At 65.0% G+C, this 12,572-nt stretch carries 11 protein-coding genes; 8 read left to right on the plus strand and 3 right to left on the minus strand.

The features are described 5' to 3' along the window. Positions 1 to 93: 93 nt before the first annotated feature. The gene (locus CK220_RS27000; RefSeq protein WP_095814442.1) at positions 94 to 1,278 is read right to left on the minus strand and encodes an Mrp/NBP35 family ATP-binding protein; all 1,185 of its coding nucleotides are present in this window, start codon (positions 1,276 to 1,278) and stop codon (positions 94 to 96) included. Positions 1,279 to 1,490: 212 nt separating this feature from the next. On the opposite strand from CK220_RS27000, the gene CK220_RS27005 reads away from it, so the two are divergent. Continuing rightward, complete coding sequence (locus tag CK220_RS27005; protein ID WP_095814500.1) at positions 1,491 to 1,868, plus strand: VOC family protein; 378 nt, start codon at positions 1,491 to 1,493, stop codon at positions 1,866 to 1,868. A gap of 20 nt (positions 1,869 to 1,888) precedes the next feature. On the opposite strand, the gene CK220_RS27010 is transcribed toward CK220_RS27005, so the two are convergent. Continuing rightward, the gene (locus CK220_RS27010; protein ID WP_095814443.1) at positions 1,889 to 2,893 is read right to left on the minus strand and encodes an inorganic phosphate transporter; all 1,005 of its coding nucleotides are present in this window, start codon (positions 2,891 to 2,893) and stop codon (positions 1,889 to 1,891) included. A gap of 3 nt (positions 2,894 to 2,896) precedes the next feature. Further along, the gene (locus CK220_RS27015; protein WP_095814444.1) at positions 2,897 to 3,538 is read right to left on the minus strand and encodes a DUF47 domain-containing protein; all 642 of its coding nucleotides are present in this window, start codon (positions 3,536 to 3,538) and stop codon (positions 2,897 to 2,899) included. Between the two features lie 154 nt (positions 3,539 to 3,692). Between CK220_RS27015 and CK220_RS27020 the strand changes: the two genes are divergently transcribed. The 7 genes from CK220_RS27020 (at position 3,693) to CK220_RS27050 (ending at position 12,545) form a co-directional block, all read left to right on the plus strand. Further along, positions 3,693 to 4,592, plus strand: a complete 900-nt coding sequence (locus CK220_RS27020; protein ID WP_095777568.1) for a LysR family transcriptional regulator — start codon at positions 3,693 to 3,695, stop codon at positions 4,590 to 4,592. A gap of 190 nt (positions 4,593 to 4,782) precedes the next feature. Then, a complete protein-coding gene (locus CK220_RS27025) occupies positions 4,783 to 5,262 on the plus strand; it encodes a formate dehydrogenase subunit gamma (RefSeq protein WP_095814445.1) in 480 nt (159 codons plus the stop codon). Beyond that, positions 5,259 to 6,815 (plus strand): NADH-quinone oxidoreductase subunit NuoF, encoded by a 1,557-nt coding sequence (locus tag CK220_RS27030; protein WP_095814446.1) that lies wholly within the window; start codon positions 5,259 to 5,261, stop codon positions 6,813 to 6,815. Before CK220_RS27025 ends, CK220_RS27030 begins: the two co-directional genes overlap by 4 nt. Before the next feature lie 10 nt (positions 6,816 to 6,825). Next, positions 6,826 to 9,738 carry a formate dehydrogenase subunit alpha gene (fdhF, locus tag CK220_RS27035; RefSeq protein WP_095814447.1) on the plus strand — a complete coding sequence of 971 codons (2,913 nt, stop codon included), beginning with the start codon at positions 6,826 to 6,828 and terminating at the stop codon, positions 9,736 to 9,738. Positions 9,739 to 9,740: 2 nt separating this feature from the next. Beyond that, positions 9,741 to 10,571 (plus strand): formate dehydrogenase accessory sulfurtransferase FdhD, encoded by an 831-nt coding sequence (gene fdhD / locus CK220_RS27040; protein WP_095814448.1) that lies wholly within the window; start codon positions 9,741 to 9,743, stop codon positions 10,569 to 10,571. Then, complete coding sequence (locus CK220_RS27045; protein ID WP_095814449.1) at positions 10,561 to 10,869, plus strand: formate dehydrogenase subunit delta; 309 nt, start codon at positions 10,561 to 10,563, stop codon at positions 10,867 to 10,869. Before fdhD ends, CK220_RS27045 begins: the two co-directional genes overlap by 11 nt. Positions 10,870 to 10,991: 122 nt before the next feature. Beyond that, positions 10,992 to 12,545: an alpha/beta fold hydrolase gene (locus tag CK220_RS27050; protein WP_095814450.1), complete on the plus strand. Its 1,554-nt coding sequence runs from the start codon at positions 10,992 to 10,994 to the stop codon at positions 12,543 to 12,545. The last annotated feature ends 27 nt before the right edge of the window (positions 12,546 to 12,572 follow it).

The raw sequence follows: 12,572 nt of genomic DNA on the forward strand, positions 1-12,572 counted from the left end.
TTCCCAGCCAGCATCTTGAATCTGATTTGCAGACCCTTGGGAATCCCTTCGATTCAATCCAAATTCATCCCGCTCTAGCGCCGGCCCGGCGAATTACTCGAACACGATGCTGGGCACTGCCGCCTCGGCCGCGCCGCGCTCTTCCTGGACCCGCTCCCAGACCTTGCTTGCAATGTCGCGATAGATCTTCGCCTCGGCGCCGTCCGGCTTGGAGGCGACGACGGGCGCGCCGGCGTCCGAACTTTCGCGGATGCCCATCTCCAGCGGCACTTCGCCAAGGAAGGTGACGCCGAGCCGCTCGGCCTCGCGGCGCGCGCCGCCATGGCCAAAGATGTCGTAGCGCTTGCCGGTGTCGGGCGCGAGAAAATAGCTCATGTTCTCGACGATGCCGAGCAGCGGCACGTCCACCTTCTTGAACATGTTGAGGCCCTTGCGGGCATCGATGAGCGCCAGGTCCTGCGGCGTCGAGACGATGACGGCGCCGGCCAGCGGCACCTGCTGGGCCATGGTGAGCTGGGCATCGCCGGTGCCGGGCGGCATATCGACGACCAGCACGTCGAGCGGTCCCCATTCGACCTCGCGCAGCATCTGGGTGAGCGCCGACATCACCATCGGGCCGCGCCAGATCATCGGCGTCTCCTCGTCGACCAGGAAGCCCATCGACATCACCTTGAGGCCGTAATTCTGCATCGGCTTCAGGATTTTGCCGTCGACCGTCTGCGGCCGGCCATGAATGTTGAGCAGCCTCGGCATCGACGGCCCGTAGATGTCGGCGTCGAGCACGCCGACGCTCAGCCCGTTGGCGGCAAGGCCGAGCGCCAGGTTGACGGCGGTGGTCGATTTGCCGACGCCGCCCTTGCCGGACGCCACCGCGATGATCGCATCGATGCCGGGCACGCCGCGTTTGCCGTGACTGTGAGAAGCCGGCGCCTGCGGGCCAGGACGCTGCGGCGCTGCGTGGGGAGCAGGTCGTGGCGGCGCTGCCGGCGAAGCCGGGCGCGGCCGAACCGGCGCCTCCATGCCGCCGCCCTTCTTCTCCGCCGTCAGCGCGACGACGGCGTTGGCGACGCCGGGGATCGCCTTGACGACACGCTCGGCGGCGGCGCGCAGCGGCTCCATCTCCTGGGCGCGGGCGGCGGGAACGGTAATCGAGAAAAACACCTTGGAGTCGGCGATGAAAATCTCAGACACCAGCCCGAGGTCGACGATGTTGCCGGTGAAGTCCGGTCCATTGACCGTCCTCAGGCGTTCGATGACGGTTTCCTTGGTTACAGTCATGGTCTTTCCTCGGAGTTTGGCGTTCCAGATAGTGCAGTTTCCCGGCAGAACCAAGCCGTGGCGCAATGGCTCGTCCGGCGTGCTCCGGAAAACGGACCGGGTGGTGTCGGATTTGCCGACGGCGTCCCGGTCCGCCGATTGCCATGGCCAATCGATCCAAGGGCCCTATCTCGGTTGCCATGAGCGACGGCAAACCGGAAAAGGAGACTGTCATGCTCGCAAACAGCAATGCAGCGGCCAACGTGGCGGTGAAGGACCTTTCGAGAGCAAAGGACTTTTACGAAGGAACGCTGGGCCTCAAGCCGGTCGACGAAATGGCCGAAGAACTGATCGTCTACAAAAGCGGCGACACGGTCATCAACGTCTATCGTTCAGAATTCGCCGGTACCAACAAGGCGACGGCGTTGACCTGGACGGTCGGCGATCAGATCGGCGCCATCGTCCAGGCGCTGAAGTCGAAAGGCGTCCCCTTCGAGCGCTATGAGATGCCCGGGCTGACGCTCGAGGGCGATGTCCATGTCGGCTACGGCATGAAGGTCGCCTGGTTCAAGGACCCGGACGGCAACATACTGTGTCTTGCGGGCGAGTAGATTTCAGCACCAGCTTCGCGTCAGGCCGCCAGGCGCGTGACAAAATAGGTCAACGCCGAAATCGCCGCCGTCGCCGGCAGGGTGATCACCCACGCCACGACAATGTTGCCGGCAATGCCCCAGCGCACGGCCGAGACGCGGCGGGCAGCGCCCACGCCGATGATTGCGCCGGTGATTGTATGCGTGGTCGACACCGGAACGCCGAGCCAGGTGGCGGCAAAAAGCGTGATTGCGCCGCCGGTCTCGGCGCAGAAACCCTGCATCGGGTTCAGCCGAGTGATCTTCGATCCCATGGTGTGGACGATGCGCCAGCCGCCGAACAGCGTGCCCAGAGCCAGTGCCGACTGGCAGGTGATGACCACCCAAAGCGGCACGTGGAAGCTCTGGCCGAGCATGCCTTGCGAATAGAGCAGCACGGCGATGATGCCCATGGTCTTCTGCGCGTCATTGCCGCCGTGTCCCAGCGAATAGAGCGAAGCCGAGAAGAACTGCAGGGCGCGAAAGGAGTTGTCGACCGCGAACGGCGTCTGCCGCACGAACAGCCATGAGACGGTGAGGACTAGGAGGAGCGCCAGCACGAATCCGGTCGCCGGCGAGAGCACGATCGCCGCCACCGTCTTGCCGAGCCCGGACCAGACGATGGCCCCCGGGCCGGCCTTGGCGACGCCGGCGCCGACCAACCCGCCGATCAGCGCGTGCGAGCTGCTCGACGGAATGCCGGCAATCCAGGTGACGATGTTCCAGACGATGGCACCGACGAGCGCGGCGAAGATCACCGCCGGGGTCACGATCTCGGCGTCGACGATGCCCTTTCCCACCGTCTCGGCGACATGCAGGCCGAAGAACAGGAAGGCGATGAAATTGAAGAAAGCCGCCCAGAACACCGCGTAGTGCGGCCTGAGCACGCGGGTGGAAACGATAGTCGCGATCGAGTTGGCGGCATCGTGCAGGCCGTTCAGGAAATCGAAGAACAGCGCCACGGCGACAAGGCCGACCAGCAGGGGAAAGGCGATCGCGGCGTCCATCGCCTATACGTTCTCGATGACGATGCCGCTGATCTCGTTGGCGACGTCCTCGAAACGGTCGACCACCTTTTCCAGCTGGCCGTAGATCTCCGAGCCGATCATATAGGCCATCGGGTCGCTGCGGCCGTGCCGCTTGAACAAGTCCTTCAGCCCCTGCTCGTGCAAGTCGTCGGCGCGGCCCTCGACGCGCATGACTTCTTCGGCGATGGCATTCAGCCGCGCGGCGTTGGCGCCAACCTTGCCGAGCAGCGGGATGGCCTCTGCGACCAGTCGGGCGGCCTCGACGATGACGCCGCCCATTTCCCGCATCAGCGGATCGAACTCCCTCATCTCGAACAATTTCACTGTCTTGACGGCCTTGTGCATCGTATCGATGGCATCATCCATCGACTGGATCAGATCCTTGATATCGCCGCGGTCGAAGGGCGTGATGAAGGAGCGCCTGACGGCAAGCAGGACCTCCGCGGTGATGCCGTCCGCTTCGTCCTCCAGATCGACGATGGTCTTGCACCAGCGCTCGATGTCTCTGCCCTGGAGAAGCTGCTCAAGCGCTTCGGCGCCGCCGACTACCGTGCGCGAATGCCGTTCGAACAGTTCGAAGAAGCGATCCTCGCGCGGCAACAGTCTGCGAAACCAACTCAGCATCTCGTCCTCCCCGCTTCCGCCTATCCCACATAGCGCCATGGGCGGCGCGGGAAACAGATAAGCCGGCTCAAAATGTGGATGAGATCCTATCGCGCATGCGTCTTGCGAAGCAAAGCGATTTCCCCGACCTTGGGCAAACTGTGGATCGGATGACATGATCGACAAGCTGGAATTCTTCATCGCTTTAGCCAGGGAAGAGCATTTCGGGCGCGCCGCCGAGGTGTGCGGCGTCACCCAACCGACGCTGTCGGCCGGCATCAAGCAGCTTGAGGAGCAGCTCGGCGTCATGCTGGTGCTGCGCGGCTCGCGCTTTCAGGGCCTGACGCCGGAAGGCAAGCAGGTGCTGGTTTGGGCGCGCCGCATCGTCGGCGATTCAAGGACCATGCGCGAGGAGATGCGGGCGGCGCGCCACGGCCTGTCCGGCCGCATCCGCATCGCCGCCGTTCCGACGGCGCTCGCCATGGTGGCGCGGCTGACGACGCCTTTCCGCGACAAGCATCCCGGCGTCACCTTTTCGGTGCTGTCGCGGACCTCGATCGAGGTGCTGACCCTGCTCGGCAATCTCGATGTCGATGCCGGGATCACCTATCTCGACAACGAGCCGCTGGGGCGGGTGACCAGCGTGCCGCTCTATGACGAGCGCTACCAGCTGATCACGGCGGTCGGGAATCCCTATTCCGACCGCGACAAAGTGACGTGGGCAGAGATCAGCCAGCTGCCGCTCTGCCTGCTGACGCCCGACATGCAGAACCGCCGCATCATCGACCAGCATCTGGCGGAAGCCGGCGTGCAGGTGCGGCCGACGCTGGAATCCAACTCGATGATCGTGCTGTTCTCGCATATCCGGACCGGCAAGTGGTCGTCGATCATGCCGCTTAACCTTGCGGAAACGTTCGGCTTTTCTGAACCGATCCGAGCCATTCCGATCGTCGATCCGGATGCCAGCCACACGGTCGGGCTGGTGGCGGCGCCGCGCGAGCCGCACACGCCGCTGGTGCAGGCGCTGTTGGACGAGGCGATGGCGCTGGCAGACGATTTCCGGGCCCACCGCTAGGCTAGACAATCGGGCTCAGCGTTTTTGATAGAAAATTTCTATCAAGCGACGAGACTGCTTTATTGATCTCGGAGGTTTCCTCTGATTTCATAAGGACTTAGCGATATTGCGCCCTGTGTATGTCATTGCCCCAAAAGCGCTCTATATTTTGGGGTGACATCGTTGGGCGCCATGACAGGGAGGGCGCTGCATGCCGATGCAGCCTGCAAGTACCGAGATCGCGTCGCGCATAGCGGCGATCATCGAGGAGTTGAAGGACCTCGAAGGTCCGCTGTTGCCGATTCTCCACGGCATCCAGGAAGAATTCGGCCATGTGCCGCAGGCCGCGCTTCCGGTCATTGCCGACGGGCTGAACCTCTCGAGGGCGGAGGTGCACGGCGTCGTCACCTTCTATCACGATTTCCGCGCCAAGCCGGCCGGCCGGCATGTGCTGAAGCTCTGCCAGGCGGAAGCCTGCCAGTCGATGGGCTCGGAAGCGGTCGCCGCCAAGGTCAAGCAGTTGCTCGGCATTGATTTCCACGAGACCGCACGCGACGGATCGGTTACATTGGAGCCGGTCTATTGCCTCGGGCTTTGCGCCTGCTCGCCGTCGGCGATGCTCGACGGCGAAGTGCTCGGCCGGCTCGATGACGAGAAGATCGAAGAGATCGTCGCGGAGGTGCGTTCATGATCCCGCGCATCTACATCCCTGCCGATTCCGGTGCCCTGGCGCTCGGCGCCGAACAGGTCGCCAAGGCGATCGAGAAGGAGCTCAAGGAGCGCGGCGTCGAGGCCAAGATCGTGCGCAACGGCTCGCGCGGCGCCTATTTCCTGGAGCCGATGGTCGAGGTTGCGACCGCCGAGGGCCGCGTCGCCTACGGGCCGGTGAAGCCGTCTGACGTGAAGAGCCTGTTCGACAGCGGTTTCCTCAAGGGTGGCCATCACAAGCGCTGGCTCGGCGCGCCAGACAAGATCCCCTTCCTCGCCAAGCAGACGCGGCTGACCTTCGCGCGCTGCGGCGTCATCGACCCGCTGTCGCTCGACAGCTACAAATCGCATGGCGGCCTGAGAGGCCTGCAGAACGCGGTCGCCATGGCGCCGGCCGACATCGTGAAACAGGTGACCGAGTCCGGCCTGCGCGGCCGCGGCGGCGCCGGCTTCCCGACCGGCATCAAGTGGAAGACGGTTCTCGATACGAATTCCGAACGCAAATACATCGTCTGCAACGCCGACGAGGGCGACAGCGCCACCTTCGCCGACCGCATGATTATGGAGGGCGATCCCTTCGTGCTGATCGAAGGTATGGCGATCGCCGGCATCGCCACCGGCGCAACCAAGGGCTTCGTCTATATCCGCTCGGAATATCCGCATGCGGTGGCGACGATGAACAAGGCCGTGGCGATCGCCCGCAAGGCCGGCGTGCTCGGCGTCAATGTGCTTGGCTCGCCCAACGCCTTCGACATGGAAATCCGCGTCGGCGCCGGCGCCTATGTCTGCGGCGAGGAAACCTCGCTGCTCAACAGCTTGGAGGGCAAGCGCGGCGTGGTGCGCGCCAAGCCGCCGCTGCCGGCGATCCAAGGGTTGTTCGGCAAGCCGACGGTGATCAACAACGTGATCAGCCTGGCTTCCGTGCCGATCATCATGGACAAGGGCGCCACCTACTACAAGGATTTCGGCATGGGCCGCTCACGCGGCACGATCCCGATCCAGATCGCCGGCAACGTCAAGCATGGCGGCCTGTTCGAGGCGGCCTTCGGCCTAACGCTGGCCGAAATCGTCGACGAGATCGGCGGCGGCACGGCTTCGGGACGCCCGGTGAAAGCGGTGCAGGTCGGCGGCCCGCTCGGCGCCTATTTCCCACGCGCGTTGTTCGACACGCCTTTCGACTACGAGGCGTTTGCCGCCAAGGACGGGCTGATCGGCCATGCCGGCATCACCGTGTTCGACGACAGCGCCGACATGATGAAGCAGGCGCGCTTTGCCATGGAGTTCTGCGCCATCGAAAGCTGCGGCAAGTGCACGCCCTGCCGCATCGGCTCGACGCGCGGCATGGAGGTTCTGGACAAGGTCGCCGCGGGGATCGAAGCGGAGAAGAACCTCGCTCTGGTCACCGACCTCTGCAACACGATGAAGTTCGGATCGCTCTGCGCGCTGGGCGGCTTCACGCCCTACCCGGTGATGAGCTCGATCACCCATTTCCCCGAGGATTTCAAGCCGGCGCCGACGCGCGTGGCTGCCGAATAGGAGCTGGCAGATGAACATCAAAGCCGACTTCCCGACACTGATCGAAGAGATCGACTACGGAACGCCGGAGACGAAAGCGGCGAAGCAGGTCACGCTGACCGTCGACGGGCAAAGCATCACCGTGCCGGAAGGCACCTCGATCATGCGCGCGGCGATGGAAGGCGGGGTCGAGATCCCGAAGCTCTGCGCCACCGACATGCTGGACTCTTTCGGCTCGTGCCGCGTCTGCCTGGTCGAGATCGAAGGCCGCGGCGGCACGCCGGCATCCTGCACGACGCCGGTCGGCGAGGGCATGGTGGTGCGCACGCAGTCCGACCGGCTCGATGCCATCCGCCGCGGCGTCATGGAACTCTACGTCTCGGACCACCCGACCGGCTGGAACGAGAAGGCCGGAACCGGCGACAGCGAATTCGACGCGGTTGCGGAGTCGGTCGGTCTGACCGAGAACCGCTACGGCGTCGAAGGTCGCAACCACGTCAAGGAAGAAGGCGGCGTGGCGCCCGGCCATGGCTCGCTGGCGGTCGACTACATCGCCCGCGACGAATCCAACCCCTATTTCACCTACGATCCGGCGCAATGCATCGTCTGCTCGCGCTGCGTGCGCGCCTGCGAAGAGGTGCAGGGCACCTTCGCGCTGACCATCGAGGGCCGCGGCTTCGAGTCGCGCATGGTCGCCGGCATGCATGAGGATTTCATCGCTTCCGAATGCGTGTCCTGCGGCGCCTGCGTGCAGGCCTGTCCGACCGACGCATTGCGCGAGAAGACCGTGCTCGAGAAGGGCATGCCGGAGCGCTCGGCCGTCACCACCTGCGCCTATTGCGGCGTCGGCTGCTCGTTCAAGGCGGAAGTGAAGGGTGACGAAGTCATCCGCATGATGCCCTACAAGGACGGCAAGGCGAACCACGGCCATTCCTGCGTCAAGGGCCGTTTCGCCTACGGCTACGCCACCCACAAGGATCGCATCCTGAAGCCGATGCTGCGCGAGAAGATCACCGATCCGTGGCGCGAGGTGACCTGGGAAGAGGCGATCGCCCATACGGCGAAGGAATTCCGCCGCATCCAGTACCAGTATGGACGCGGCTCGATCGGCGGCATCACCTCCTCGCGCTGCACGAACGAGGAGACCTATCTCGTCCAGAAGCTGGTGCGGCAGGGCTTCCGCAACAACAATGTCGACACCTGCGCGCGCGTCTGCCATTCGCCGACCGGCTATGGCCTCGGCCAAACCTACGGCACCTCGGCCGGCACGCAGGATTTCGACTCCGTCGAATTCACCGATGTCGCCGTCATCATCGGCGCCAATCCCGCTACCGCCCATCCGGTGTTCGCCTCGCGGCTGAAGAAGCGTCTGCGCGAGGGCGCCAAGTTGATCGTGCTCGATCCGCGCCGCACCGAGATGGTGAAGTCGGCGCATGTCGAAGCCGACTATCACCTCCCCTTGAAGCCAGGCACCAACGTGGCGGTGCTGACGGCGCTGGCGCATGTGATCGTCACCGAGGGCCTGTTCAATGAGGCTTTCATCCGCGAACGCTGCGACTGGGCCGAGTTCCAGGACTGGGCGTCGTTCGTCGCCCTGCCGGAAAACAGCCCGGAGACGGTCGGCAAGCTGTCCGGCGTCGATCCCGAACTGATCCGAGGTGCTGCGCGCCTCTACGCCAAGGGCGGCAATGGCGCGATCTATTACGGCCTCGGCGTGACCGAGCACAGCCAGGGCTCGACCACGGTGATGGCGATTGCCAACCTCGCCATGGCCACCGGCAATATCGGCCGTCCGGGCGTCGGCGTGAACCCGCTGCGCGGCCAGAACAACGTGCAGGGTTCGTGCGACATGGGCTCGTTCCCACACGAGTTGCCGGGCTATCGCCACATCTCGGGCGAGGCCGTGCGCGACATCTATGAGAGCCTGTGGGGCGTGAAGCTCGACGAGGAGCCCGGCCTGCGCATCCCCAACATGCTGGATGCCGCCGTAGACGGCTCGTTCAAGGGCATCTACATCCAGGGCGAGGACATCCTGCAGTCCGACCCCGACACCAAGCATGTCGCCGCCGGCCTCGCCGCGATGGAATGCGTGGTCGTCCACGACCTCTTCCTCAACGAGACCGCGAACTACGCGCATGTCTTCCTGCCGGGCTCGACCTTCCTGGAGAAGGACGGCACCTTCACCAATGCCGAGCGCCGCATCAACATGGTGCGCAAGGTGCTGGAGCCGAAGGCGCGCTACGCCGACTGGGAGGCGACGCAGGAGCTTGCCCGAGCCATCGGCCTCGACTGGAACTACACGCATCCCGCCGAGATCATGGACGAGATCGCCAAGACGACCCCGAGCTTCGCCAATGTCTCGTTCGAGCTGCTCGACCGTGTCGGCTCGGTGCAGTGGCCCTGCAACGAGAAGGCACCGCTCGGCACGCCGATCATGCATGTCGACGGCTTCGTGCGCGGCAAGGGCAAGTTCATCCGCACCGAATATGTCGCGACGGACGAACGGACCGGCCCCCGCTACCCGCTGCTGCTCACCACCGGCCGTATTCTGTCGCAGTACAATGTCGGCGCGCAGACCAGGCGCACCGAGAATTCGATGTGGCATGCCGAGGACCGGCTGGAGATCCATCCGCACGATGCCGAGAACCGCGGCATCCGCGAAGGCGACTGGGTGCGGCTGGCGAGCCGTTCCGGTGAAACCACGCTGCGCGCGCTGATCACCGACCGCGTGTCGCCGGGCGTTGTCTATACGACGTTCCACCACCCGGACACGCAGGCCAACGTGATCACGACCGACTTCTCGGACTGGGCGACCAACTGTCCGGAATACAAGGTCACCGCCGTGCAGGTGGCGCCCTCCAACGGTCCGACCGAGTGGCAGAGGGACTATAACGAGCAGGCGCGCCAAAGCCGCCGCATCGCCCCGCTGGAAGCGGCGGAGTAGCCTTGGCCGCGCGCCGCAAAGCCACGACGCAGATATCGCGGCTGGCGCACCGCGCCAGCGGTACCGCGGCCGCGAACCGCATGGTGCCGGAGGAGACGCCGGTCGCGTTCTCCTATGCCGGCACGACGCATGCGGTGATGATGGCGAGCCCCGCCGATTTCGAGGACTTCGCGCTCGGTTTCTCGCTGACCGAAGGCATCGTTGGCAATCCGAAAGAGATCGAGGCGATCGAAGTCGAGGATCTAGGCGCCGGCATCGACATCCAGATCAAGCTGAAGGACCAGGCCAACACGCGCTTCCAGGCGCGACGGCGCCGGCTTGCCGGGCCGGTCGGCTGCGGCCTGTGCGGCATCGAATCCATCGAGGAAGCGATGCGCTCGGTCGACGCCGTCAGTGCGTCGAAGCTTACGCTTTACGCCGAAGACGTCACCCGTTCGGTCAAGCTGTTGTCGAAGCAACAGCCGCTGCACACCGAGACCGGGGCGGTGCATGCTGCCGGCTTCTACGTTCCCGGCAAAGGTATCGTGATGGCGCGCGAGGATGTCGGCCGCCACAATGCGCTGGACAAGCTCGCCGGCGCGCTGGCCAAAGCCGGCATCGACGGCGCGACAGGGGCTGTCGTGGTGACCTCGCGCGTGTCGGTGGAGATGGTGCAGAAGACAGCCGCCATCGGTGCCCCGATCATCATGGCGGTATCGGCGCCCACCGCGCTTGCCATCCGCACCGCCGAGTCCGCCGGCATGACGCTGGTGGCGCTGGTGCGCGGCGACGATTTCGATATTTTCACCCACCCCGACCGGGTGGCTTCCGGAGTTGCCAAGCATGTCGCATGACCACATCGCCAGCACCAGGGAAAAGCTGGTGCGCATGGCCAATCAGATCGCCACCTTCTTCCATTCGAAGCCGCGCGAGGAAGGCATTGCCGGCGTTGCCGAGCACATCAACAAATTCTGGGAGCCCAGGATGCGGCGGCAGTTCTTCGAGCTGCTGGACGGCGACGCGGAGGATTTCGACGAACTGGTGATCGCCGCCTCGGCAAAGATCAAGCGGCCGCTGACGGCCGAGCAGGCCGACAAGAGCCTCGGTTACGCCAAGCCTGCAGAGGGCGAGGGCGTCATTCCGCATAAGTAGTCCTCGGCGCCGCATCGGCGCCAAAGGTCTTATATTTCCGCTCTCTAAAGTTTCGCTGCCGCAAGCCGGCTGCCTCTGCTATGGTTGACGACAGGAGATCGTCGGGCCGGCGGGGCAGTTGCGTGAGGCCGATCGAGACCAGGTATGCCCGTAGCGGGGATGTGCGGATCGCCTATCAGGTGGTCGGCCAAGGCTCGTTCGATCTCGTCTTCGTTCCCGGCTTCATTTCCAATCTCGACCTGCAATGGGAAGACGAGGGCTACAGCCGCCTGCTGAAGCGGCTTTCGACTTTCTCTCGGTTGATTCTGTTCGACAAACGCGGCACCGGGCTTTCGGACCGCGTGGACAACCGTCATCTGCCCAGCCTGGAAACCCGCATGGATGACGTGCGCGCGGTGATGGACGCCACCGGCAGCGGCCGCGCGGCAATCCTCGGCGCTTCGGAAGGCGCACCGATGGCGATGCTGTTTGCCGCCACCTATCCGGAGCGGACGCGGGCACTCGTGCTCTATGGCGGTTATGCGCATTTCCACAAATGGGTAATGCCGCCGGAGCGCCTGGAAGCCTTCATCGAGACGGCCGAGACGGCCTGGGGCACCGGCGCGACCTTGCCCAATTTCGCGCCAGGCCGGGTGGATGACACGCATTTCGCCCAGTGGTGGGCACGGTTCGAACGGCTGTCGGCCGGCCCGACGGCCGCGGCCACCCTTGCCCGCATGAATGCAGGCATCGACGTGCGCGGCATCCTCTCCGCGATCAGCGCGCCGACGCTGCTGATCCATCGCCGCAATGACGCGCGGGTCGATCCGGAGGCCAGCCGCTTCCTTGCCAGGAAGATTCACGGCGCCCGACTTATTGAGATACCCGGCCGCGACCATCCGATCTGGACCGGGGACGTCGACCGGGTGGCCGACCTGATCGAGGAGTGCCTGACCGGCCAACCGGCGGTGGCCGACACCGAGCGGGTGCTTGCCGCGCTGCTGGTGACGCGCATCTTCGACACCGCCAAGCTCGGCGACCGCATGTGGAGCCAGCGCAGCCAGCGCTTCCAGGAAACATGGCGGCTGCTGGTCGGCCGCCATGGCGGGCGGATTGCCGGCACGCATGGCGAATTGATGATCTCTCGTTTCGACGGGCCGGGGCGCGCCATACGCTGCGCGGCGGCGCTGCGCGATGCGGCGCAGCAGGTCGGCGTGGCAAGCGCGCAAGGCGTGCATGTCGGCGAGATCGAAATGCGCGGCCAGCCGGTCGGCCTAACGGCGCGGGTGACCATGCAGCTCGCCACCCATGCCGGGCACGGCGACATCCTCGCTTCGCGGCTGGTCGCCGAACTGGCGAAAGGCTCCGGCCTGCGCTTCATCGATGCCGGACGTATCAGCCTCGACGAGCTGGGCGAGCCGCTGCCAGTGGTCCAGGCCACGTCTGAGCAGCATCTGGAACCAGCCTGCCGCCACAGACCCAAGGCCCCGGAGCCAGCAACACTGACGGCACGGGAAAGCGAGGTGGTGAACCTGATTGCCGACGGCATGAGCAATGCGGCGATCGCCGCCGAGCTGAGGCTCAGCGAGCATACGGTTAAGCGGCACGTCGCCAACATATTGCTCAAGCTAGACCTGCCGTCGCGCGCTGCTGCGGCGGCCTTCTCGGCAAGGCACACTGGCCCGGACGGGCCATGACCGCCATGGCGCTTTCGGGCGAAGCGA

This window comes from Mesorhizobium sp. WSM3860 (genome assembly GCF_002294995.1).
GTDB lineage: Bacteria > Pseudomonadota > Alphaproteobacteria > Rhizobiales > Rhizobiaceae > Mesorhizobium.